This is a genomic window from Betaproteobacteria bacterium (assembly GCA_016713305.1).
In the GTDB taxonomy this organism is placed as follows: domain Bacteria; phylum Pseudomonadota; class Gammaproteobacteria; order Burkholderiales.
Genome location: JADJPK010000005.1, coordinates 166,637 through 191,655, shown reverse-complemented (window position 1 = coordinate 191,655; position 25,019 = coordinate 166,637). Strand labels below are relative to the sequence as shown.

General features: G+C 67.7%; 17 protein-coding genes and 1 pseudogene. 4 read left to right on the top strand and 14 right to left on the bottom strand.

Features of this window, described 5'->3' with window-relative positions; all coding sequences use genetic code 11:
- Positions 1-3: 3 nt before the first annotated feature.
- The 5 genes from IPK20_05855 to IPK20_05835 form a co-directional block, all read right to left on the bottom strand.
- Positions 4-864, bottom strand: coding sequence for an EboA domain-containing protein (locus IPK20_05855; GenBank protein ID MBK8016284.1), 861 nt, complete (start codon positions 862-864; stop codon positions 4-6).
- Positions 861-2,267, bottom strand: coding sequence for an alkaline phosphatase family protein (locus IPK20_05850; GenBank protein ID MBK8016283.1), 1,407 nt, complete (start codon positions 2,265-2,267; stop codon positions 861-863). Before IPK20_05850 ends, IPK20_05855 begins: the two co-directional genes overlap by 4 nt.
- Positions 2,264-3,265, bottom strand: coding sequence for a type 2 isopentenyl-diphosphate Delta-isomerase (locus IPK20_05845; protein MBK8016282.1), 1,002 nt, complete (start codon positions 3,263-3,265; stop codon positions 2,264-2,266). The genes IPK20_05850 and IPK20_05845 overlap by 4 nt, the downstream gene beginning before the upstream one ends.
- A 168-nt stretch (positions 3,266-3,433) precedes the next feature.
- A complete protein-coding gene (locus IPK20_05840) occupies positions 3,434-3,796 on the bottom strand; it encodes a cytochrome c (protein MBK8016281.1) in 363 nt (120 codons plus the stop codon).
- Between the two features lie 91 nt (positions 3,797-3,887).
- Positions 3,888-5,177 carry a PQQ-dependent sugar dehydrogenase gene (locus tag IPK20_05835; GenBank protein MBK8016280.1) on the bottom strand — a complete coding sequence of 430 codons (1,290 nt, stop codon included), beginning with the start codon at positions 5,175-5,177 and terminating at the stop codon, positions 3,888-3,890.
- Positions 5,178-5,652: 475 nt separating this feature from the next.
- On the opposite strand from IPK20_05835, the gene IPK20_05830 reads away from it, so the two are divergent.
- Complete coding sequence (locus IPK20_05830) at positions 5,653-7,071, top strand: PQQ-dependent sugar dehydrogenase (protein ID MBK8016279.1); 1,419 nt, start codon at positions 5,653-5,655, stop codon at positions 7,069-7,071.
- A 64-nt stretch (positions 7,072-7,135) separates the two neighbouring features.
- Positions 7,136-7,621, top strand: a complete 486-nt coding sequence (locus IPK20_05825; GenBank protein MBK8016278.1) for a c-type cytochrome — start codon at positions 7,136-7,138, stop codon at positions 7,619-7,621.
- A 51-nt stretch (positions 7,622-7,672) separates the two neighbouring features.
- Here IPK20_05825 and IPK20_05820 read toward each other — a convergent pair whose 3' ends face one another.
- The 3 genes and pseudogenes from IPK20_05820 to IPK20_05810 all read right to left on the bottom strand — a co-directional run bounded on the left by IPK20_05820 (position 7,673) and on the right by IPK20_05810 (position 10,147).
- A complete protein-coding gene (locus tag IPK20_05820; GenBank protein MBK8016277.1) occupies positions 7,673-8,464 on the bottom strand; it encodes an SDR family oxidoreductase in 792 nt (263 codons plus the stop codon).
- A 71-nt stretch (positions 8,465-8,535) separates the two neighbouring features.
- A pseudogene (locus tag IPK20_05815) lies at positions 8,536-9,746 on the bottom strand (MFS transporter).
- A complete protein-coding gene (locus IPK20_05810; GenBank protein ID MBK8016276.1) occupies positions 9,743-10,147 on the bottom strand; it encodes a PaaI family thioesterase in 405 nt (134 codons plus the stop codon). Before IPK20_05810 ends, IPK20_05815 begins: the two are co-directional and overlap by 4 nt.
- A gap of 191 nt (positions 10,148-10,338) precedes the next feature.
- Between IPK20_05810 and IPK20_05805 the strand changes: the two genes are divergently transcribed.
- Entirely contained in the window at positions 10,339-10,944 is a 606-nt protein-coding gene (locus tag IPK20_05805) for a TetR/AcrR family transcriptional regulator (protein ID MBK8016275.1), read from the top strand.
- 79 nt (positions 10,945-11,023) lie between these two features.
- Entirely contained in the window at positions 11,024-11,953 is a 930-nt protein-coding gene (locus IPK20_05800; GenBank protein MBK8016274.1) for a glyoxylate/hydroxypyruvate reductase A, read from the top strand.
- 52 nt (positions 11,954-12,005) lie between these two features.
- Here IPK20_05800 and IPK20_05795 read toward each other — a convergent pair whose 3' ends face one another.
- The 6 genes from IPK20_05795 to IPK20_05770 form a co-directional block, all read right to left on the bottom strand.
- Positions 12,006-13,613 carry an FHA domain-containing protein gene (locus tag IPK20_05795; protein MBK8016273.1) on the bottom strand — a complete coding sequence of 536 codons (1,608 nt, stop codon included), beginning with the start codon at positions 13,611-13,613 and terminating at the stop codon, positions 12,006-12,008.
- Between the two features lie 324 nt (positions 13,614-13,937).
- Positions 13,938-15,269 carry an HlyD family type I secretion periplasmic adaptor subunit gene (locus IPK20_05790; protein ID MBK8016272.1) on the bottom strand — a complete coding sequence of 444 codons (1,332 nt, stop codon included), beginning with the start codon at positions 15,267-15,269 and terminating at the stop codon, positions 13,938-13,940.
- Between the two features lie 4 nt (positions 15,270-15,273).
- Positions 15,274-16,983 (bottom strand): type I secretion system permease/ATPase, encoded by a 1,710-nt coding sequence (locus IPK20_05785; protein ID MBK8016271.1) that lies wholly within the window; start codon positions 16,981-16,983, stop codon positions 15,274-15,276.
- Positions 16,984-16,986: 3 nt separating this feature from the next.
- The gene (locus IPK20_05780; GenBank protein ID MBK8016270.1) at positions 16,987-19,071 is read right to left on the bottom strand and encodes a class I SAM-dependent methyltransferase; all 2,085 of its coding nucleotides are present in this window, start codon (positions 19,069-19,071) and stop codon (positions 16,987-16,989) included.
- Positions 19,072-19,086: 15 nt separating this feature from the next.
- Entirely contained in the window at positions 19,087-19,752 is a 666-nt protein-coding gene (locus IPK20_05775) for a methyltransferase domain-containing protein (GenBank protein MBK8016269.1), read from the bottom strand.
- Positions 19,749-24,893 (bottom strand): tetratricopeptide repeat protein, encoded by a 5,145-nt coding sequence (locus IPK20_05770; GenBank protein MBK8016268.1) that lies wholly within the window; start codon positions 24,891-24,893, stop codon positions 19,749-19,751. The genes IPK20_05775 and IPK20_05770 overlap by 4 nt, the downstream gene beginning before the upstream one ends.
- Positions 24,894-25,019: the final 126 nt, after the last annotated feature.

Here is a 25,019-nt window from a genome sequence, read left to right as displayed (position 1 = left end):
GAATCAAACGGTCGCGGCGATCGAGCGCCAGGAGATCGAGCCGTCGCTCACGCGCGCGGCAAGAGAGGGATACGTGCCCAGCAACGCGCTGGCAGCCGGGTCGGGGGAGCGCGAAAGCGCCAGCGCCGCGGCTTCCTTCTGCCGCGTGTCGCCTTGTTCAAGCGCCCGGCGCAAATCGTCCAGCATGGTTCCCGTGGCGAACGGACCCACGCATCGCCACAGTTCCGGGCTCACGGGCCGCCCGGCGGACCAGCGCTCGTGCGCGTAGTCGCAAAGCATGCGGGCCAGCGCGGCATTCGCGCGCGCGTCGAGGCCGGCGATCGGGTCCAGCGTGCTGCCCACGAAGAGCGCCTTCAGCACGAGCTGGTTCCACGGGCCCTCTTCCAGTTGTTCTGCGGGATAGGGATTGCCGTGAGCGACCGCCTCGAACACCGAGCGCATGTTCGTGCGCACACCCTCCGCGGCGCGGAGCCGGTGCCGCTCCGCATGGGGGTACAGGGGCAGGCCGCGGTAGAGAACCACGAGTTCGGCCACGTCCGCCGTCGCGCACAACTGATCGAGGCGGCGGCAGAACGCGTCGGCATCGCCACCGGCCGCGAGCAGCAGGTAGATCCGCGCCGCCTGATCGACGGTCAGGGACGCCGGCTTCCATCCCGGCCGCGCGGCATCGGCCGCCGCAAGTTCGGCGGGCATGAGCCCCAGAACGCCCTTGCCGCACTTGCGCGGCACGAGACTGAAGGCGAGATAGAGGTCGCCATCCTTGGCGGACGATCGCACCGATGCCGCGGTGCCGGACAGCCAGGCGCCGGCAGGCGGGGCCAGTCTCGCCTGCAGCCAGTCGTGGAGGAGCGCTTCCGGTGTCATGCCACGAGTCTCTCGAGAGGTTGATCGCCCGTGCGGCCGAACAGGTGCCGCAGCAGGAGCGGTTTGACCGATGTTGCCGCCACGGGACCTTCGTCGAGCAGCGCGGCCTCGGAACTGATGAAGAGCGGCCCGTCCTCGGCACGGTCGGTGGGGCGGCCGTGCGAGCCTTTCACCAGCGTGGCGTCGAGCGAGATCAGGTCCATCAGCGTGCGCATGCCGATCGCCTTGCGGGCGAGCTTCGCCGCGATGCGTAGCTTGGGGAGGATGATCTGCGGATCGATGAACAGTTCCACCGGGTCGTAGCCGGGCTTGCGGTGGATGTCGACCGTGCGCGCAAAATCCGGTGCGCGCGATTCGTCAAGGAAGTGGTAGTACGTGAACCAGCTTCGCGCGTCCGCGATCGCCACGAGTTCGCCGGAGCGCTCGTGATCCAGTCCCAGGGCGCGCTTGCCCTCCGCATCGAGGACCTTCTCGACGCCGGGCAGCGCCGCGACGATCCCGGCCACGGCATCGATGTCGGAGGGATTGCGCACATAGATGTGCGCGATCTGGTGATCGGCCAGGGCGAAGGCGCGCGAGGCGCCTGCGTCCAGCAGCTCGCGCCCGAGTTCCTCCCGGACGGCCAGCAGGCCGGCCTGACGCAGCGCGCGATTGACGTGGACGGGGCGATCGACGGCCGTGATGCCGTACTCCGACAGGACGACGACCCGCGCGTCCATCCCGCGCGCGGCGGCGATCAGTCGTCCGCACAGGGCGTCCACGTCCGCCACGTCCTTCGCGATCGCGGGATCGTCCGGTCCCAGGCGCTGAAGGTTGTAGTCCAGATGCGGGAGGTACACGAGCGTGAGCGTGGGACGCTGCCGCTGCAGGACATCCAGCGCACACTCGGCGATCCAGCGCGTCGACACGATGTCCGCGGCGGGGCCCCAGAAGCGGAACAGGGGAAACTGCCCGAGACGTTCCTGCAGCTCGTCGCGCAGACCGGGCGGCTGGGTGTAGATGTCGGGCAGCTTGCGCCCGTCGGCCGGGTACATGGGACGCGGGGTCACCGACCAATCCGCGCTCGTGTACATGTTGTACCACCAGAAGAGCTGCGCGCAGGTGAACTCCGCGTCGAGCTTGCGGGCGGCGTCCCACACCATCTCGCCGCTCACCAGACGATTGCTCTGACGCCACAGCAGGACTTCCGAGAGGTCGCGGAAGTACCAGCCATTGGCCACGATGCCGTGATCACGCGGCAACATGCCCGTGAGGAACGTGGACTGGACCGTGGTCGTGACCGCGGGCGTCACCGTCGTCAACGGTCGCATGGCGCCTTCGGCCGCCAGCCGCGACAGATGCGGCGCATGACGCAGGAGGGCGGGTGTCATCCCCACGACGTTCAGGACGACGGTGCGGTTCACGCGAAGCTCCTTTCCCGGGCCAGCGTCCCGCGCAGGCCAGGAATGTCGGCCGCCCCGGCGCCGAACATGCACACGCGCAATTCGGTGAGCGTCGCCTCGATGAATGCGTCGAGAGCCTGCTCGCCCTCCGTCGCCTTGACCAGGAAGGGCCGCGCCATGGCGGCGACATCCGCGCCCAGGGCCAACGCCTTGGCGACATCGATGCCGTTGCGCAGGCCTCCGGACGCGATGAGCGGCACATCCGGGCTCGCACAGCGGACGTTGAGGATCGACCGGGCGGTGGGAATGCCCCACTCCCCGAAGCGCAGACCGAGTTCGCGCCGCTGCGGCGACTGGGCGCAATAGGCTTCCACCTTCGCCCACGACGTTCCGCCGGCTCCCGCACAGTCAAGCCCCGCCACGCCGCAGTCGATCAGTCTGCGCGCCGATGTTTCGCTCAGGCCGAAGCACACCTCGCGGGCGAATACCGGAATGCCATCGGACGCAAGATCCCGGCACAGGGAAGCGAGGCCGCGTGCCAGATCGCGGAAATCCCGGTCGCCGCCCTGGATGGCCTCCTGTACTGCGTTGCAGTGGATGAACAGCGCATCCGCGCCGATCATCGACACGGCGCGGCGGCCCTGCGCGGAACCCCAGCCCCGTGCGACCTGCCCCGCACCGAAGTTCGCGAAGAGATGCACGTCGGGGGCGACGTCGCGCACCCGGAAGAACGGTTCGAGATCGCGCTGTTCGATGGCGAGGCGCTGACTGCCGACGCCCATGGCGAGTCCGTGCCGCTGAGCCGCGGCGGCCAGCGTGCGATTGATCTGGAGACCCTGGAGCGTCCCCCCGGTCATGGGAGCGATCATCAGAGGCGTGGGCAGCCGCTTGTCGCCCAGCGTGGCGGCAATGTCCGCATCGGCGAGCGACACGGGGGCCATCGCCTCGTTCACGAAGGCATAGTCATCCAGTCCTGTGGATTTCACGTACTCCACGGGACCGTCGAGGCACGCCTCCACGTGACGCAGCTTAGACTGAGGATCCCGGCCTCCCGACGGAGGCCGTTCGGCGTGCGGCAGCCTGACCGCGACGCGCTCCGATGTTCCAATCACGTCCTGTTCCCCTCGTCCCGCGCGGCGATCTCCCGCGCACGCGAGCTCCGTGAGTTCGGCAGCGTCTGTGCGCCGCTAGTTCGAGAATTCCTTGCTGAGGACGTAGACGACCACCCCTTGGCGTTCCTTCTCGGTGAACTGCTCCTTGAAGGACGGCATACCGCGAAAACCGTTGGTCACGCGATTGAACACGAATTCGGGGGTGTAACGCGAGGGGTTCAGCTTGGGAGCTTTTCCTGGATATGCACTTTTGCCATGACAGAACTTGCATATCTGGGTGAACACGCCCTTGCCGATGTCGATGTACTCCTTCTGACCCAGCAATTCCGCAGGAAACGGCGGAGGCTCCTCCTCGTCCGCCCGAGCGGGCGAGCCGGAGACAAGTCCGGTCATCAGGACGACGCCGGCGGCGAAGTGACGCAGCTTGGTGTATCGCATCTTGGCACTTTCAAAACGACTCGCCGGAGCGGGAGTTCCGCCCCGGCGAGGGTCAACCATGGCGCCGATGCTGCCGGCGCCCCGGAGATCGTCAGGGAACGATCTTGTAGATCTTGTCCTGCTCGCCGTTGGGACCGCGGGCGCGGGTTCCCATCACATAGACGTTACCCTGGTTGTCCTGGCCGAAACCGAGGATGAAGTCCTTGAACCCGGGAATGTTCGTGACGTTGACGGTTTCCTTCGTCCACTTGTCGCCCGAGCGCTTGCCGGCGAACAGCACGCCTTCGGCCACCATGAACGACTTGCTCCAGTCGCCGAAGAAGTAGACGCCGTCCCAGGCCTTGTTCGGGCCGCGGTAGACATAGCCGCCGGTGATGGAGATGCCCTCGCAGTCGCCCTTGGCGGCGAAGTTGGGGTTCGAGCAGTTCTTGTACTCGATGATCGGATCGGTCATGCCGGCCTTGTTGCAGCTAGCCGGATGGCTGTTCGGGTTGACGTAGTCGAAGCAATGCGTGCCTTCCATCGCGCGCCAGCCGTAGTTGCCGCCCTTCTTGACGATGTCGATCTCCTCGAAGCTGTTCTGGCCGACGTCACCGCAGAACAGTTCGTGGGTTCCACCCATGTCGAAGGAGCAGCGCCAGGGGTTGCGGAAACCCATGGCCCAGATCTCGGGCGCGTAGTCGCTCTTGCCGACGAAGGGGTTGTCCTTGGGCACGGTGTAGGGCTCGCCGCGCACATCGATGCGCAGCATCTTGCCGTTCAGGGATGTCTTGTCCTGCCCGTTGCCGAGCGTCACGTTGTGGCCGATACCCCAGTCGTTGGCGTATCCGCCGTCACCGGTGGAGATGTACAGCATGCCGTCGGGACCGAAGGCGATCCAGTGGCCGTTGTGGTTGAACTGCGGCCAGTCGATGTAGTGCACGATGCGTTCGTAGCTCGTGTCCGCCTTGTTGGGGTCGTCCTTCGAGACGCGCATCTCGGCCACCACGTTCGTGTGCGCGTACCAGAGCTGCTTGCCCAGATCCGCATCGCCGCGCAGCTGCGCCGTATAGGAGATGTAGAACTTGCCGGTCTTCTTGAAGTCGGGCGGGAAGGCGATGCCCAGCAATCCTTCCTCGTCGAATTCCCACTTGAGAGGCGGCAACTTGTGCTTGATGTTGAGGAAGTCGCCATCCATGAGCTTGCCGTCGGCACCGAGGATCTTGATGGTGCCGCTCTGCTCCACGATGAACTTGCGGTCGTCTCCCGGCGGAGAAACCATCGTCATCGGATGAGTGAGACCTTCGGCAACGACCTCGAGCTTGACGTCCAGCGCGGCGGCCGGGAATGCGGCCGCGAGAGCGGCAACGGTTCCTGCCGCAAGAAGACATTTCTTGAGCACGTTTTTCCTCCACTGTGTAATTGGATCGGCCCCGGCTGACGCCGTGTGCCGCGAGCGTGCCGCCCGCGCGAATGGCGGAACGGCACCGTGGTCCGCGCAGGCCGCAATACCGAGCCCTCCGAGGACCGACCGCGGGAGTATGGGTAGCTCACACACACGCGCGTTAGGGCGAAACTCCCGTTGTGCCCGCCCGGACATCCCGCCATGACACAGGATGTTTTCCCTGTTCAAGCAAGACATTCCGCCCGGCGGGGCCTATGCCGTGGCCGGGCCGCGCAAGTACGTCGGATTCTCGCGCTGAACGGGAACGATTCATGACATGTGCGTGAATGAATCCCCGTTCCGTTCCGGCATTTGTCCGGCGCGTACGAGGGTGGGAGAACAAGAGAATCGCCGCCGGACACGAAGACCGCGATCGCCCGGCGCTCACGGCATCCGCGTTCCGCCCACGACGAAAATCAACAGGAGGAAGCACATGCTGAAGCCGTTCACCGTTGCAGCGGCCACCGTCGCGTTCGCTCTCGCGAATGCGGCGTTCGCACAGACGCTGCCGCAAACCCCGCAGGATGTCGCCCATCCCGGCGGCAAGCTGCCGGGCAATCCCAAGGTCGCGTTGGTGAAGATCGCGGACGGATTCCAGGATCCGACCAACGTGAAGTCCGCCTACGACGGCAGCGGCCGGCTGTTCGTGGTCGAACGCACCGGCAGGGTGAAGATCGTGACCAAGGACGGGAAGGTGCTCTCCGAGCCGTTCCTCGATCTCACCAAGACCAATCCTCTCGGCAGCGAGGTCCAGACGGGCTTCGTGGAACAGGGACTCTGGGACATCGCGTTCCATCCCAACTTCAAGCGGAACGGCTACGTGTACGTGCACTACGCATCGCTGCCGTTCAACGGAGCCTCGATGATCGCGCGCTACACCGTCGACCCGTCAAGCCCCAACCGCATCAGCAACGAACGCGCGAGCCAGACCGTCAAGGTCATCATGCTGATCCCGCAGCCGTACTACAACCACTACGGCGGCGGCCTGGAGTTCGGTCCCGACGGCATGCTGTACATCGGCAAGGGGGACGCAGGATGGGAGGGCGACCCTCTCGACGCCGGCCAGCGCCTGGACACCCATCTGTCCAAGATGCTGCGTCTGGACGTGGACACGACCGACGGCGTGGCGTATTCGGTTCCCCACGACAATCCGTTCGCGGACGCCTCGAAGGACCGCATGATGACGCTCTTCGGCGTGACCGAGGAAGGCTTCTCCAAGATCAAGATGGGGTCCAAACCCGAGATCTGGGCGTACGGTCTGCGCAACCCCTACGAGTTTGCGTTCGACCGCGCCACCGGCGACCTGTGGATCTCCGACGTGGGGCAGAACCACTGGGAAGAGATCAACTGGCAGCCGGCGAACAGCAAGGGCGGCGAGAACTACGGCTGGAAGCACAACCAGGGCTCCAAGTGCCATCCGATGACGGGCCCCAACGACAAGTGCCCGATCGTGGGCGTGCTGCCGGTGGCGGAGTACCCGCACCAGGAACCCTATCCCGGCGCGCAGAAGCTCAAGGATGACTGGGGCTGCTCGGTGCAGGGCTTCGGCGTGGCGAACTACGGTGGCATGAACGGCGTGTACGTGACCGGCGACTGGTGCTCCGGCCGCGTGTTCGGCACCGGCTGGGATGCCGGCGCCAACAAGTGGCAGATGCAGGAACTGCTGCACACCACGCTCCAGTTCACCGCAGGCGGCACCGACGAAGACGGTTCAGTGCTGGCCGTGAACTGCCACTGCTTCTACCTCGAGGACAAGGGTCCCACGGCGAACAAGCCGGGCTCCCTGTGGCGTCTGATGCCGGCCGACAAGGTTCCCGCGGGAGCCGAAGTCGCCCGTACCGTCAAGAAGTAGGTCTGCCGTATCGCAGCCCGGCGGCACGTCGTGCCGCCGGGCTGTTTCGTTCCGGAGAACCGAAATGAGATTGGAATTGCCCAGGATGAGCGGTCGCGTCGTCGCGCGAGCCGTTGTCGTGCTCGTCGCGCTTGCCCCCTTTCCCGCGGTGACGCACGAGGGCGCCGGCTCACCCATCGTGCTCCGCAGCGCCGTGGACGACGAGCCGCTCGACATGGCGGCTCTGCAAGGCAGCGACGTGCCGCCGGCCGTCTCCGAGTTCGTGCGGACCGGCCGCAACCCCTACATCGGGAACGCACAGGCGGCGGCCGACGGAAAGCAGCGGTTCGAGCAGTGGTGCCAGATCTGCCACCTTGCCGACGCCTCGGGCCGGATGGGTCCGAGCCTAGTCGACGACGTGTACAACTACAAACGTTCCCATACCGATCTGGGCATGTTCGAGATCGTCTACGGCGGCGCGGCGGGCGCCATGCAGCCCTTCAACGAGCGAATGACGCCGGACGAGATTCTCAAGGTCATCGCCTACGTGCGATCGCTGCGTCCGAAGTGATTCGCGGTGGCCCGGGGAAGATCGCTCCTGGCCGGGCGATGCCCGGACCCCTCAGCCGAAGCAGGCTCGCACCACGCCGCCTTCCACACGCAGCGCTGCGCCGTTCGTCGCTGACGCGAGCGGGCTGCACACGTACGCGACCATCGTCGCCACTTCCTCGGGGGTCGCGTAGCGCTTGAGCAGCGAACTGGGGCGGACACGTTCGAAGAAGTCCTTTTCCACCTCGGGGATCGTCTTGCCGGGCGCGCGCTTCGCGATCGCCGCGCGATTTCCATCCGAGAGCGTGGGACCTGGCAGCACGGTGTTGACGGTCACGCCGGTCCCGACGCAAGTCTCGGCCAGCCCGCGGGAGATGGCCATCTGCGCCGTCTTGGTCATGCCGTAGTGGATCATGTCGGGCGGAATCTGGATGCCGCTCTCGCTGCTGATGAAGACGACGCGTCCCCAGTTGCGCTCCTTCATGCCCGGGAGGTAGACGCGCGACAGGCGCACGCCGCTCATCACGTTCACGTCGAAGTATCGCTGCCAGTCTTCGTCGGCGATCTGCTCGAACGGCTTGCGTTCGAAGATGCCGAGGTTGTTGACGAGGATGTCCACAGCCGGGATGCGCCGCGCCGCTTCATCGGCTCCCTGCGCGGTGGACAGATCCGCGACGAAGCCTTCGACCGCTGCGCCGGGCGCGCTGTCGCGCACGCCCTGCATTCCCGAGGCGACGGCTTCGTCGGTGCGCCCGTTCACGATCACCTTGCAGCCTTCTGCCGCGAGCACCTTGGCGATGGCCAGACCGATGCCCTTGCTGGAACCGGAGATGAAGGCGGTCTTGTCCTGGAGCTTGAGATCCATGGCACTGGGTCCTGAGAAGTCGGGGGACGCCGATGATAGTCCGGCGCACGCGCCGGACTATCACCCGGTTCTCACGCGTGCGCAGGTGTGCGGCGGGCCAGGGGCCGCTCGTCGATGGGAAGATTCACCAGACCGGCCAGGATCGACAGTCCGATCGCGCCCCACCAGACCAGGTGGTAGGACCCCGTCGCGTCGTACAGATAGCCGCCGAGCCAGACTCCCAGGAAACTTCCGACCTGGTGGCTGAAGAAGACGATGCCGAAGAGCGTGGCCACGAACCGCACACCGAAGATCTGTCCCACGAGACCGTTGGTGAGTGGCACCGTGCCCAGCCAGAGAAAGCCGATTCCGGCGGCGAAGGCGTAGACGGTCCAGGGCGTGAGCGGGAACCACAGGAAAAGACCGATCACCACGGCACGCGCGAAGTAGATGCCCGACAACAGCAGTTTCTTGCTGTAGCGGCCGCCCAGGGCACCGGCCAGGAACGACCCTGCGATGTTGAACAGACCGATGAGCGCGAGCGCCATGGCGCCGACCGACGCAGCGAGACCCGAGTCGATGAGGAAGGCGGGCAGATGCACCTGGATGAAGGCCACCTGGAATCCGCAGACGAAGAAGCCTGCGACGAGATACCAGAACCCCGGCTCTCGGCTCGCCTCCCGCAGCGCCTCGCCCAGCGACTGCTGTCTGGCCTGCGCATCGTGGGGCGCGCGCCGCTCGACGAGCGACACCGCCAGCGGAACGATCACCAGCACCACGGCCGCCAGCGCGTACAGCGCGCCCTTCCAGCCCATGGACGCGATGAGCCACTGGGTGAGGGGCAGCATGACGAACTGGCCGAACGAGCCGCCGGCAGTCGCCACGCCAAGCGCGAAGCTGCGGCGCTCGGGCGGATAGGCGCGCCCGATCACGCCCAGGATCACGCCGAACATCGTCCCCGAAAGGGCGAGCCCGATCAGGACTCCCGCGCTCAGATTCAGCAGCAGGCGGTATCGGATGCCGGCATCAAGGCGAGGCCCACGGCATACAGCACCGCGCTCGCGGCCACCACCCGCGCGGCTCCCAACCGGTCGGCGACCGCGCCGAACACGGGCTGGAATACGCCGGTCAGCAGGTTGGACAGGGCCATGGCGAAGGAGAACGTCGTCCGGCCCCAGCCGAACTCCTGCACCATGGGCTGGAGGAAAAGACCGAAACCCTGCCGGGTGCCCATGGCAACGGTCAGGATGATCGCGCCGCACGCAAGAACGGCGGCAGGGGTGCGCCAGTGGCCCGCGGTCATGATGCGAACACCATGCAGGTGGTGGTGCCGTGGGCCATCAGCCGTCCCTGGCTGTCCCGCAGAAAACCCTCGGCCGTGGCGACCTGACGGCCCGCGTGCAGCACACGCCCTTCGGCGGTGACAGGCCCCGTGCGGTCGTTCATGGCGCGAACGTAGTTGATCTTGATCTCGAGCGTCGTATGCCATTGGCCCGGCGCCAGCGTGGTGTGCACGGCGCACCCCATGCAGGAGTCGAGCAGAGTGGCCGCATACCCTCCGTGGATGGTGCCGATGGGGTTGTAGAAGCGTGCGTCGGGCGCGCCCGCGAAGACGACGCGCCCCGGTTCCACCTGGGAGATGTCGAAGTCGAACACCTGGCCGATGGGCGGGGCCGGAAGCCTGCCCTCGGCCCAGCCCTGCATCCACTCGAGGCCGGAAAGTGTCCGTGCCTGCTCCGGAGGTACCACACCGTAGATTCGCTGTTCGGGAGTCACCGCGCCGCCGCCTGTAGGGAGAGAAACACCCGGCACCGGACGGTTCGTCCGCCGTCGCGCTTGCACCGGATTCTTTTTACATTATGATCATCATCTATTCTAGAGCGCAAGGATCCATCATGCGACGTTCCAGGGAGCAGACAGCGAACACGCGCGAGACCATCGTCGCGGCGGCTGCGCGGCGCTTCCGCAGCCGCGGCATCGACGCCACGGGAGTGGCCGATCTCATGGCGGAAGCCGGGCTCACCCATGGCGGTTTCTACACCCACTTCAGGTCCAAGGACGAATTGGTGGCCGAGGTGTGCGGACGTGCGCTGGCGGGGATGGCGGCGTCGATGGAAGCGGCGGCAAACCGTCCCGGCGCGGGCGAGCCGCTCGAGCGCCTGCTCGGCCGGTATCTTTCCCGTACCCACCGCGACAACCCGGGGGAGGGATGCCCGCTGCCGACGCTGGGCCCGGAGATGCGGCGGCAATCGGATGAAGCGCGGGCCGCCTTCACGGCGGGACTCGAAAGCACGCTGGCGCTCCTGGCGCGGCTCCTGCCCGGCGAGACGGACACGGCACGGCGTCGACGTTCGTTGGGGCTGCTGGCTCTCATGACCGGAGCGCTCGCGCTGTCCCGCGCGGTGGCGGATCCGCGCCTGTCGGACGAGATGCTCGCCGCGGCCCGGGCCGCCGCGAAGGAACTGACGGACGCGGGCACGGCGGAACCGCCTCCGGCCTGAAGCTCGGGCGGTCCCGCGAGAAGGCGGCGGTCTTCTCGGTATGCTTCGGTCCTTCGTCCACCTCCCCGTTCCGACCGCCATGCATCTGGTGTTCTACAGCAAGACCGACGATCCCGGGCCCTGGCGCGATGCCATTGCGGCCGCCTGTCCGGAAGTGAAGTTCGACGTCTGGCCGGACATCGCCGATCCGGGAAGCGTCGACTGCACCCTGGTCTGGAAACCGCCGAAGGGCTGGCACGGGCAGTTCCCCCGGCTGCGGGCGATCCTCTCGCTCGGAGCGGGCGTCGACGCGCTGCTGGAGGATCCGGATCTTCCGCAGGGCGTGCCCGTCACCCGGATGGTGGACGCCGGCATGGGCCGGCAGATGGCCGAGTACGCCGCCTATGGCGTCATGCATTTCCACCGGCGCATGCACGAATATTCGGCGTTCCAGCGCGAGCGGCGCTGGCTGCCGCTCGAACCCGTCATGGCGGGCGATTTTCCTGTCGGCATTCTGGGGCTGGGCGTGCTGGGCCGGCAGGCCGCGGAGCTGCTGCGGGCGCTGGGCTACCCGGTGCACGCCTGGACCCGCACACCGGCAACGGTCCCCGGCGTGACGAATCATTGCGGCGCCGGGGCACTGGACGGTCTGCTGCGAACGGTGCGGTCGCTGGTGAATTTCCTTCCCCTCACGCCCCAGACGCAGCGGATCATCGACCGGCGGTTGCTGGATCGTCTGCCCCGCGGAGCGTTCCTCGTGAATCTCGCCCGCGGCGGACACGTCGTGGAAGAGGACGTGCTGGCGGCGCTAAACGACGGGCAACTGGGGGGAGCCATGCTGGACGTGTTCGAGACCGAACCGCTGCCGGCGGGTCACCCGCTCTGGACCCACCCGCGCGTGGTGGTCACGCCGCACATCGCGGCGGTCACCATGGCCGCCGATGCCGCCGGTCAGGTGATCGCCAATCTTCGCCGGCTGAGCGCGGGACAGGCCTTGTCGGGCGTCGTGGACCGGTCCCGGGGCTACTGAAACAACTGCGGCGCCATGAGCGCCGCAGGGAATGCCACCGTACGCGCGAGGTTCAGGCCGCGAACTCGGGCGAGCGTCCGGCCGTTTCGGTGGAAGGACCGGCCGATCCGCGCCGGTTCCGGCGGCGGATGGGAATCAGGTACTCGTCCCCGGATGCCGCATCGCTCCCGGCCGCCGGAGCCACCCGCTGCAGCACCAGCACGATTTCCGGCTCGTCGGCCTGGGCTGCCGCCGAATGGTCCGGCGCGGCCGCCGAAGCGTCGCGCCACACTTCCAGGACGGAGTGCGCGCCGCGCTGCCGCCGGCGGCGCACGACGCTGCCCAGGGATTCCGCCGGTTCCGACGGCGGCTCGTCCGCCTCGATGCCGGACTCCTCATCCGGGGCTGCGGGCGAGGCGGATACCTCGGCCCCGGAATCGCCGCCGACCGGGCCGCTCTCCGCGCCTGCCGCCACCGCATCCTCGCCGGAAAACGCGACCATCGCCGCGGGGCTGGGATCCGGCATCTCGTCGTTGCCGCCGGAGTCCGGCACTTCGACAGCCTGCTCGGACGCTGAAGGCGTCTCGCGGGATTCCGGCGACCGTTCGCCGACGGCAGCCGCGAGCAGGTGGCCGAAGCGCTCGGCCGGACCGATGGCGAAGTCGGCGGCAGGCGCAGAAGCGGTCGCGGGAAACGAAGCGACGTTGGAGACGTCCACGTTCCCGTCGGGCATTGCGGCGGGCGGCTCTTCCCGGGCAGGGGCCGCGGGCGCCTCGGGAGACAATGCCGCGGGGGCGGTGCCGCCCTCCTCCCAGACCGCCGGCATGAACGGTTGGTAGGCCTGGTCCGTCTTGGCTTCGAGGCGCCTCGCAAGGAGCTCGAAGGTGGAGTTGGGCGCTTTCGTCCGGCGCGGCTTGCGCGCGGGCTTCTCGTCCGCCGCAGCAGAGACGGCTTCCGTTGGCGTGCCCATGGCCGCGTTGGGCGCGAATGGGGTCGAAGGTTCTGCCGGAGCGGGCGGCGGTTCCACTGGCGCGGCCGTCGCGCTTTCCACCCCGGGATGAACGACCTCGACCACGGGCGGGATCGTCTTGTCGGCGCGTCTGCTCTTGCGAGACGGACTCCGCGGCTTGGTTTCCTGTACGGCGGGCGCAGGTTCAGGAGCGACAGGCTGCGGGGCGGGTTCGCTGCCCGCGTCCAGCACGATATCCACCGGCGTCGCGCCGTCTCCGCCCAGGTCAGTGATGGTGAAGGAATGCGCCGCCTCGGTCAGGGAGGGCTGCCGCGCACGTCTCGGCGCCGGCGACTGAGCGGCCCGTGCCGCCACCGCCCTGTCGAAGGGATTGCTGCCGCGCATGGCGATGTCCCAGGCCGTTTCCATTTCCTGGACCCGCATGCCGAAGGGGCCGATCTGCAGCTCGTCGCCCTCGCAGACGGGCGCTTCCAACCCGTAGCCGACCCGCATCCCGTTGACGCGCACCGGCAGGAAGGAACCCTGGTCGTGCAGGATGAACCCCTGCGGAGTGCACGCGATGACGGCGTGGATGCGGGAAACGTGCCGTTCCTTGTCGGGAATCACCAGGGTACAGTCGACCCGCCGGCCGATGGTCCCGCCCCGGTCGTCGAAGACCGCGACAGGTCCGTCGAAGGGTTTGCCTCCTACCGACACGATCTTGATGGTCATCCGCATGGCTTCGTTCGCCGCTCGTTTGATTGAGGTGAATACCACGGATCGAGGCAGGGCCACGCATCGACCATGCCAAAAGATGAGCGTTCGTTGACGTTCACGCTCCTGCCGGAGTTCCAGCCTGTCGTCGGCCCCGCCTGGGCATTGCACGATTCCGGCGGCAAGGCGACCCGCATGTGTTGACCGGACCTTCCCCCAGGGCGCACCGATGTGACACCCTGCATTATGCCGCCCCGACCCCCCGGACGTCATGGCCGGCGTGCCTGTCGCCGGGCCGCGACGCTGCGGGCAATCCGCGGACCGCCCCCCTTCCGTGAGCGTTCAGGCCGGTTCCCGGAAGGCGGAGCGCATCGAATCGATGAGCGGCTCGAGGAGGTAGTCCAGAATCGTCTTGGCCGGCGTGCGCACATACACGATGGTCTGCATGCCGGGTTTGAGCGGTTCCGTCTCGCCCTTGCTCATGGGTTTCTGGATCTTGAGCCGGACGATGTAGGCCGTCAGGTCGTCGCGAACCCGCATGACGTCGGCCGAGATGTAGTCCACCGACGCCTCGAGCATGGGCATCGTGCGGCGGTTCCAGCCGGAGATCTGCACGTCCGCGCGACCGCCGATGTGCACGTACCGGATGTCCCGCGGCTGGATGGGAATCTCCACGAACAGCGAGTCGTCGGAGGGCACGATCTCCATCACCGTCTGCATCGGCGCGATCGCCGTCCCCACCGACAGCGAGCGCATGTTCATGACGGTGCCCTCGACGGGCGCCGTGATGGTGTCGCGCTGCACTTCCGTCTGCTGCGCCGACATGCTCTGCTCCAGCTGGTGCAGGCGGTCGTCGCTCGCCTTCAATTCCTGGGCCACGCCCTCGAAGAACTGATTGCGCAGTTCCGCCACCCGGCGGTCCAGCTCGGCCAGGCGCTGGTCGGCTCGCAGCCGGTCGGCTTCCAGCTGCCCCGCGCTCGCCTGCTCGGACACCTGGGCGCGCTTGAGTTCCAGCATGCGCTGCCGCGACACGAAGCCCAGGGCCACGAGATCCTCGTTGGCGGTGAGCTGTTCGGTCGCGAGGCTGACGGCTTCCTTCTGCGTGCGCGAGCGCTCGTTGAGCTGGACCCGTTCCTCGCGGATGAGCGACATCTCGCGCCGCATCGCCTGCTCCGCCATGAGCAGCGCGTCGCGGCGGTTGCGGAACACCGTCTCTTCCTGCTGGACCATCTGCGCGACCTCGGGATCCTCCGCCCGGCCCAGGACCGTGGGGGGAAACACCACGCTCGAGGACAGCATCTGCTCCGAACGCAGGCGGGCATTGCGCGCCGTTTCGGAGATGTGCTGGTAGCGGATCGACTGGAAGCCCGCCAGCCGTGCGGGCTCGGAGATCTCGAACAGCGACTGGCCCGGGCGTACCGACACGCCGTCCTTGACCCGAAGCGCGCTCACGATGCCGCCCTTGGGATGCTGGACCGGGATGCGCTCGTTGCGCACCTTGACCACGCCTTCGCTCACGACCGCGCCCTCGAGCGGCGCCATCGCCATCCAGGCGAGGCCGCCGAAGACGAACACGCCGATCAGCATGAAGCCCCAGCGCAGGATCGGACCGGGATCCTCGGGCGGCTTGCCCGGGGTGCCGATCCGGAAGATGAAGTGAAGGGGCGATTTCACCGGCTCAGGCCGCCTGCTGCACGGGCGGCTTGGGCGCGGCGGCGGGCTGCGGCACCGGCGTCGGGCCGGTGTACTGGCCCATGATCTCGTGGCGTGGAGCGAACTTCTCGACCATGCCGTCGCGCAGGACCAGGATGCGGTCGACGTTCGACAGCACCGAGGGCCGATGCGCGATGATGAACGTGGTCACCCCGCGGGCCTTCAGCTCGGCGAGCACGGTCTGCAGCATCGCTTCGCCTTCGGAATCCAGATTCGAGTTCGGTTCGTCGAGCACCACGATGCGCGGTTCGCCGAACAGCGCCCGGGCCAGCGCGATCCGCTGCTTCTGCCCACCCGACAGACCGCTGTTGCCGTCTGATACCTTGGTCATGTAGCCCTTGGGCAGGTGAACCACCAGATCGTGCACGCCGGCCTGGGTCGCGGCCTTCACGACTTCCTTCGCGTCCACCTTGCCCATGCGTGCGATGTTCTCGGCGATGGTGCCGGAAAAGAGTTCGATGGTCTGGGGCAGATAGGCGATGTGCTTGCCCAGGTCGTCCTGGGACCAGTGATCGAGCTCGGCGCCGTCGTAGCGGACCTTGCCGGCGGTGGGGGACCACAGCCCGACGAGCAGGCGCGCGAGCGTGGACTTGCCCGATCCGGAAGGGCCGATGATGCCGATGGACTCGCCGGGCCGCACGTCGAAGGTGACGCCCTTCAGCACCGGCTCGGGCCGGCCGGGCACGACGAACACGAGGCGTTCCACGGAAACGGTGCCCTTGGGCGCTTCGAGAGTGACGCGATCTTCGTCGCGCTTGCCCGTGCGCACCAGGAAGTCGTCGAGACGGCCGTAGGCCGCCCGGGCCTCGGCGAACTGGGTCCAGCTGGACAACAGCATCTCGACCGGCACCAGCGCCCGGGAGGCGATGAAGGTGGCGGCCATCATGATGCCCGGGGAGGTGTCCTGCTCGAGGATGAGCCACGCGCCCACGCACAGCATCATGATCTGCACGACCTGGCGGACAAGCCGCGTGAGACTGATGGTGGAGCCGACCACGTGGGCCGTCACGGCCTGGTGCGACAGCGACTGGTCGTTGAGCTCCGACCAGCGGTTGCGCACATTGCCCAGCATCCCGAGCGTGAGCACGCTTTCGGCATTGCGCGACACCGTGTCCACGAACCGCGAGGAGCTGGCCATCTCCTTGTGCATGGTCTCCAGTGCATTGCGGGAGAGCTTCTCGTTGACCCAGCCCACGGCCACCAGCACGCACACGCCGCCCAGGGCGAACAGGCCGAGCGACTTGGAGAACAGGAAGATGATCAGGAGGTAGATCGGCAGCCAGGGCGCGTCGAACAGCGCGAAGATCCCGGTGCCCGTGATGTAGTTGCGGAAGGTGTGCAGATCGCGCATGCCTTCCGGATAGGCGGGGTGCTCCGGCCGGCCGCCCTGCGTGACCAGGGCGTCGAAAATGACGGGCGCCACCTTCTTGTCGATCCACACGGTGATCACCACCAGCAGCCGGGACCGCAGAATCTCCAGCACCATGATGAGCAGCAGGGTGCCGGCCACACCGAGGGTCAGATAGAACAGCGTCGCCTCGCTGCGAGACGTCATGACGCGGTCGAAGACGGCCATCCAGTAGAAGGACGGCACGAGCTGCAGCAGGTTCACGAAGAAGCTGAACACCGCGACCGCGTAGAAGAGTCGCCGGTGCGACCACAGGAGTTCGCGCATGTGTCAGGTCAGGTCTGCTCGGTCGGTTCTTGGTTGCTCGGCGCCGGGAAGTCCGCGGTAGCCCCTGCGGACCAGCGTGACCAGGATGTACCCAGCGCGAGGTGCGCATCGCCGAACACGGTGAACGACCGCTCCGAGAACGCCCGGCGGGTTCGCGGGTGCTCCCAGGCCCCCACGGACAGATCGTGTGGGACGCGCAGCTTCATCCTGCCGCCGAAGCGCAGCAGCCGTGCGCAGTCGTGCATGAACCCTTCGAAGTCGTGCACGCGGGTGGGCCAGCTGCCGGCGTCGATGAGGTCGAAGCCCTCCGTTTCCAGCAGGACACGGCCGTAGCGCAGCGTGTCGCGCACGCGCCCGACCGGCAACGAATGGCCGGCGCGCAGGACGATGTCGGCGGATGCATTGCCTTCGTCCACGCAGAGCCAGCCGTCCAGCGGCACCTGGAAGCCGCCGATCCTGAGTTGCCGGGGCACGGGCGCGACCCGGTCCAGACGACGTTCCCGGGCGAGCCGCTCCAGTTGCGGAGCGAGACTGGCCGCGAAGCTTCGGCGCGTGATCCACCGGTAGCCGGCATAGGCGAGCTGCGCGCGTTCCGCCGGACGGTTCACCAGTTCCAGACAGGCGTCGACCAGCTTCTCGTAGGGTGCGAGCCGCACCGCGTTCTCCACGCCCGGCTCGACGGCCGAATCGGCGTCGCACTCCGCGACGACGGCCTTGTGGTTGGAAAGCAGATACGACACGCGGACCTGCTCGAAGATCTTGGCCGGATACATGTGCAGCGTGAGGACGACCTTGGCGCGCGCGATATAGGCGTCGCGCTCCCGACCGTAGACCCCGAAGAGCGACACCACGTTGAGGCCGCGGGCCTTGAGTTCGTCCAGCACCGCGCGGCGCCTGTCGTTGAGCGAGCCGTAGAAGAGCACGTCGATGTCTTCGTCCGGAGAAGCGGCGATGCGCGTAAGTTCGGGCACATAGCCGACCGGCACGTGAATGACGGGCCGGCTGACGCCCAGCCGCGCGAAGGTCTCGATGTTGCGCTCGCTGTAGTCCCAGGTCTCGCAGCGGGAGACGAGCGCCTGCAGTCCCTGGTGCCACCACTTGGACGTCGCGTCGATCTGCTCGAGGTTGTAGATGATCGAGCCTTCGGGAATCTCGCCGACGGCGGACGGGCCCACCAGATTGGAACCGAGCACGATGTGGATGGCGCCGGCCGCGAAGCGGTTGTACTCGACGCTCGCGGGGTAGCCCAGCGAGCGGATGGCGTGGTAGAGGCTTTCCGCCATCTCGTGAAAGGCGGCGGCGTGCCGGTATCCCGGCGGGGAGATGACGACGACGCGGAAGGTGGCCGTCATTTCCGGAGGCGCTGGACACCCGGGAAAGCACGAACAGGAAGCGCTGGGTGGAAAGCTCCATCGCCATCTGGGCGTCTACGTCGTGCAGGGCGAACCACTTGTCCATGATCGTGACCGGCGCGCGGAAGGGCCCGTCGAGCTGCACACGGGGATCCCGCACTGCCCCGACGGCCTCCACGCGGTAGCCGGTCTCGGCGAACATCCTGCGGCACTCGCTCAACGTGAAGAAGCGAAGCTGCGTCACGTCCAGCAGGCCTGACGGCTGGTAGGTCCAGTGGCCTTTCACCAGCTCGGAGATGACCCGGTAGTTGCGTGCGTTGGGTACGGAGGCGTAAATGCGCGCGTCCGGTTCGAGCAGTCCGGAAAGACGCATGAGGGTGCGCCAGGGATCGCGCAGACCGGCGAGCACATCGGACAGGAACAGCGCATCGAAGGGCTCTGCCAGCTCGGGCTGCGTCTCGAGATCCAGCGTCTCCACATCGGCGGTGACAACGCGGTCGAGACGCTCCCGCGCCGCCTCGGCGGTCACCGGATTCAGTTCGATGCCGGTGCAGTGAAGGCCCGGAAAACGCTGCTTGAGCGCAGCGCCCAGCGCGCCCCGGTGACATCCCACATCGAGCGCGCGCCGCGGCTCGCCGGTGACGAGGTCCACCAGTTCAGGCCGTGGCGAATCGCCCAGATGGGCGGCTTCCCCGTTGGCGGTCAGAAGTTCCCAGACGAAGCGGATGCGGTCCATGCGGATTCCTTCGGATCAGACCGTTGCCGGCAACGCCGCCGGCCGGCCGGCCGGGGCGAACTGCGTGCCCATGGCCCGTTCGAGCAGGCCGACGTCCGCCTGCATGGGCTGCACCGAGGCGACGGCCCACAGGTCGAAGGCGTTGCCCGGACGGATGGCCACGGTGGCGAACCCGGCGGCGAGAAGTTTCGCGCCGAGACTCCGGGCAGTGAATCCTGTCCGGTGTGCCATGTAGGTGCGGCCCCGTTCGATCCACCAGTCGTGGCCGTACATGATGTCCAGCGCGGAGATAGCCGGGCCCTCCTCGCCATTGATGCGGGTGCGCATGAGCACGGCATCGGGCCGGTCCTCGGCCACGACGCGGGCCACGGCCTGCAGGTCCGGCAGGGTGATCAGCAGGAAGCCGTCGGGCTTCAGGACCCGCCGGAACTCGCCCAGCGCCTTGGGCACTTCGAAGGCGTAGAGATGTTCCAGGTTGTGCGACGACCACACGGCGTCGCAGGTGCCGCTCGCGACGGCGCTCATGTCGACCAGCGACGCGACGACGTCCGGCTCCACGCCGGGGTCGATGTCCAGCCGCAGTTCCCTCCAGCCGGGCCGGCGGAAGTCCCCCGGCAGCTTGTCGGGGACGCGCGGGCCGCAGCCCACGTTGAGAATGACCTTGTCCGCAGCCGCCGTCATGCCGGCACCCGTTCGCGTTGCGTGGGCCGGGTCGCCGTTTCCAGCGCCTTGCCGACGCGGCTGACCACCTCGTCCCACGCGCCGGGAGCACGCTGCCGGAAGGCCCGCAGTTCCGGATACCACACGGTCCCCTCGCCTTCCATCCAGCGCCAATCGGCGGCGTAGTGCAGCAGCGCCCAGGTCGGCACGCCCAGCGCGGCGGCAAGATGCGCCGTGGAGGTGTCCGAACTGATCATCATGTCCAGAGAATTCATGATGGCGCCCGTGTCGGCGAAATCGCGGACTTCCGGGGCGATGTCCAGGACGTCCCCTTCGGGACGAAGCGCTTCCAGATCGCGCCGGCCGTCGCCCTGCTGCAGGACGATCCACTGAATGCCGGGAATGCGGATGAGCGGCAGCAGCGGCTTCAACCGGGGCGATCGCACCCGATCGCTGCGCACGTTGGGATTGCCGCCCCACACCAGCCCCACGCGCAGCGGCTTCTCCTTCCGGCCCAGGCGCAGGCGCCAGCGGGCGGTCAGTTCCGCCGGAACGGACAGATAGGGAATCCGGCTGGGCAGACGGCCTGCATCGAGCCCCAGACGCGCGGGCACCGAGATGAGCGGCGCGTGGACGTCGAAGGGCGGAAGCGTTTCTCCTGCGTCGAACACCGCCTCCACGCCCGGCAACGGCGCGGCGAGGGTCTTCAGTCCGGCCTGCAGTTCCAGGACGATCCGCGCACCGCGCTCCGCGAGCAGCGGCAGGAATCGGAGAAACTGCAGCGTGTCGCCGTACCCCTGTTCCCAATAGAGGAGGATCCGCTTGCCCGCGAGCGATTCGCCCCTCCAGGCAGGTTGCGCATAGGTGCGCTCGCGCAGGTCGGGCTTCTGCAGCCGCCATTCGTACTCGCGGAAACCTTCCTCGAACTGGCCGAGCGTCAGCAGCGCGGTCGCCAGGTTGTAGTGCGCGTTCACCTCGGCCGGCTTCGCCGCGAGGATCGTGCGGTAGCACTCGATCGATTCCACCACGTGTCCGGCACGTTGCAGTGCCACACCCTTGTTGTAGTGCGTTTCGGCCGGGGGATTGGGCAGTTGCAGTGCACGTTCGTAACACTGCGCGGCTTCGTCGAAGCGCTCCAGATCGTTGAGCGCGTTGCCCAGATGGCCCCACGCCTCGGCGAACTCCGGCTGGGTGTCGACCGCCGTGCGCGCGAGCCTTTCGGCGGCAGGCAGGTCCTGCAACTCGCGCATCACATCCGAGAGCAGGCTCAGCGCCTGCGCGTGGGCCGGCTGCTGGCGAATGACTTCCTCGTAGGCGGCCTTTGCCTGCTCCAGCCGCCGGGCGCCGCGGTGCAGGTTGCCCAGGTTGAACCAGGCATCCCCATAGCCAGGCAGAAGTTCGATGGCCTTGCGGTAGGCGCGCTCGGCGGCTTCGGCATCGCCAAGCGCACGCTCCACGACGCCCAGCAGACACCAGGCATCCGGACGCTGCGGGTGCGTGCCGAGGGCCGCTCGTGCCGCCATGCGCGCGAGGTGCGGGCTGCCCTTGCGGTACAGCGCGAACGCTTCAGCCAGCATGGGGGGAACCTCCTCCGCGGTGGTGGCGGGCGACGCATGCTTGCGCGGCACCTTCGGTTTCGCGACATCGAAGGTATCCAGCAGCGCGTCGCGCACCTGCTTCACGACGCCGTCCCAGCGCGCGTACTGGGCCTGCCGGAACAGACGGGCCTGCGGGTACCACGGCGTGGAATCGCCGAGCCCCCAGCGCCAGTCGGACGCATAGTGCAGCAGCACCCACGTCGGGCAGCCCAGCGCCGCCGCGAGATGAGCGGTCGAGGTGTCGGAACTGATGACCAGATCCAGCTCGCTCATGATCGCCGCGGTGTCGGCGAAGTCCTTCGCCTCCACGCCGAAGTCACGGACATTCGAGGGGAGCCTGAGGCCTTCCAGATCCTTCCGTCCGTCCCCCTGCTGCAGCAGCACCCAGTCGACGTCCTTGAAGTCGAGCAGAGGCAGGAGCGGCGACAGCCGGGGCGAGCGCAGCCGGTCGTTCTTCACGTTCGGATTGCCAGCCCATACCAGTCCGATGCGGGGACGGGTCGACTTCGCGCCGAGACGCTTGCGCCAGTGGACGCGCAGGTCGTCGGGCGCGTGGACATAGGGGCACTCGGCCGGCAGTGTCGTCTCGTCGATGCCCAGCACGAGCGGCACGGACAGCAGCGACTGCCAGACGTCGAAGGCGGGCGGCTGGGCGGGGGCTTCGATCACGTCGACGACCCCGTCGATGCCAGACACGAGGCGCTTGAGTCCCGGCTGCACTTCGAGGACCACCTGGCCGCCGGCGGCGACCACCAGCGGCACGAAGCGGAGGAACTGGATGACGTCGCCGTAGCCCTGCTCCCAATGGAGGAAGATGCGCCGCCCGTGCAGCAGTTCGCCCTTCCAGAGCGGCTGCGGATACTCGCGCTTGGGCGGCTGGTTGCGGCGGTAGCGCCACTCGTATTCCTGCAGCCCGTCGCGCAGCCGGCCCATCATCAGCAGGGCCAGCGCCTTGTCCCAGTGCGTGTCGGGATTGTCCGGCTCCAGGTCCTCGGCCACCGACAGCGCCATGAGTTGCGGTTCCGGACGCCCGTAGGCAGCCAGCGCGGCCGCCAGATTGGTGAGCGCCGGCCGGTTCCTGGGCGCGAGACGCACGGCCTCGCGGTAGAGCGGCAGGGATTCCTCGATGTGGTCCTGCTCGCGCAGCAGATTGGCGTAGTTGCCGATCATCTCGGCGTAATCGGGCTTGAGTCCGATGCCACGGCGGTAGGCCAGGGACGCGAGGTCGAACCGCTTCTGGCGGCGCAGCGCCACCGCATAGAGGTTCCAGGCGTCCGGGCGGTCGCAGCCGGCATCGAGCAGGGGCTCCAGCGCCGTCACGGCCTGGGCGTTCTCGTCCCGGTCGAGGGCCTGCAAGGCGCCCATCATCAGGGCTTCCTCGCGTTGGCGGCGTTCGCGGTCGTCCTTCGCTACCGGAGCGACTTCGACCAGCCGCGCTTCCCAGTCCCGCACGAAACCCGCCGTGTCGAAGAGCGGGGCCGTCAGCCGGCGCGCGGCGAGGGTCTCGCGCAATGCATCGCGGCGCTTGCGGTCCCTCGCCAGGTCCACGGCCATCCGGACGTAGGCATCGAGATCGGGCGCGATCAGTTCTTCCAGACCGCACGCCTTGAGCAGGCTCGCGCCCACGCGGCGGGCGAAGGTCTGGCCCGGGCAGGTGATCGCCGGAAGTCCGGCCCACAGGGCGTCGCTCATGGTCGTGTGGGCGTTGTAGGCCCAGGTGTCCAGGAACAGGTCGGCCAGCCGATGCCGCGCCAGGTGCCTTGCCTTCTTCTCCCTGGGCGCGAAGATGAGGCGCTTGGGGTCCACGCCGGCCGCTTCGGCCGCGGCGCGCAGGTTCCGGCGCGCGGCCTCGTAGCCGTCGATCAGCCACAGCACGCTGCCGGGAACCGCCTTGAGAATGCGCATCCAGGCGTCGAAGATCGTCGGGTCGATCTTGTAGTGCGCGCAGAAGCAGCAGAACACCAGGGCGCGCGCCGGCAGACCCGCGTCCGCCCGCGTGGGAACGTCGGGGTCGATCGCCTGCTCGTCGTCGTTCACCTGGTAGGTGTGGGGCATGTAGAGCAGGCGCTCACTGTAGTGGACCTGCTGCGATGGCGGGACCACCGTCGCGTCCACCAGGGCGTAGTCGATGTAGGCGGCCCCCATGCTCCCCGGGTAGCCGAGCCAGGCCACCTGCACCGGCGACGGGCAGTAGGCCAGGATGGCCGTCCGGGCTTCGCGCGTGTATCCCTTCAGGTCGACCAGCACGTCGATCTCGTCCGCATGGATGCGGCGGGCCGCATCCCGGTCGGTGAGCGGCGCCAGATCGACGAAGTGTTCCACCTCCGCCTTGATCCGGCGGCGATAGTCAGAGCCGTCCTCTATGCCGTACGAGTAAGCGAATACTTCGAAACGGCTCTTGTCGTGGCGCTTGAACATGCCCAGCATGAGATGCGCCGTGGCATGGTCGTGGAAGTCGGCCGACAGATACCCCACCCGGATCCGCTTGTGCGTTCCGGTCCAGGGGTGGCTCTCGAACGGCACGATTCCGCGGGACACGAAGGCGGCGAAACGCCTCGCGATCACCAGCTGCTGCGCCTCGTCGATGGGCCCCGGATAGGCTGTCAGCGGAAACGGCAGCGCGGGATAGGCATCCGCCTTGGCAGGGGCCAGCACCGGATCGAGCAGCCGTTCCTTCAGCGTGTCGTGGCCGCGCCAGTCGCACAGCTTCTGTTTGAGCGCGAACGTGTACACGTATGCGCTCGGATCCAGGTGGTATTCGGGCACCGCCTGTTCGAGATAGCGCAGCGCCTCGTCGACCTGGTCGAGCCGCGCGAGCGCCGTTCCCAGGTTCACGAACAGGGCGCGCTCCTTCAGACCCAAGGCCTCGGCCTCGCGCAGAGGACCGATGGCGGCGCTGTTCTGCTGGATCCGCAGCCGGTTCAGACCCAGATGAAACTTGACCAGCGCGTTGCCGGGCTGGAGCTGGTCGAGCCGTTCGAACAGCACGGCCAGCGCCCGGTAGTCCCCCCTGGTGCTCCAGGACCTGCGCCCTTCCATGAGGAAGCCGGCATGCTCCAGCCCACGTGGCAGCGAGCCTTGAAAGAGAGTGAGCGCTTCGTTCCAGCGGCCTGCCTCGCGCAGGCTGCGAAGTCTCGAAGTGAGGATGTCGACGTTGTCCGGTTCCAGCGCCAGCAGCTTTGCCGTCGCGGCCTCGGCCACGTCTGCGCGTCCGAGGATTCCCGCCAGGCGGACGATCTGCTGCAGTGCGCGCGAATGGTCGGGCTGGCGCGCCACGGCTTGAGCGAAGGCTTCGAGCGCCGGAGCCTGCTCCTCGCAGTCCAGCAGCGCGTTGCCCAGATTGAACCAGACGTCCGCGTGGGCGTCGTGAGTGACCAGCGCCCGCCGGTAGCTCTCGGCGGCGGCCCGGGGATCGCCCAGTGCGCGCTCCGCGATGCCCAGGAGGAACCAGGCCTCGCCGTCGGTCGGATGATCGGCGAGGCGGCTGCGCGCGCGCTGGGCCGCAAGCGGATGATCGCCCTGTTCGAGCGCTTGGAAGATGTTGTGGACCCCGGATTCGGCCATGCGACGGACACCCCACGATGGATCGATTCGGGTGCGGCCGCCCATGGACGAACGCACCCCCCGCCGCCGTTTACGGCTGCGGGGGGCAGGGTCTTTAGGAGGCAGGGTCGGCGGGCGGCGGCACCG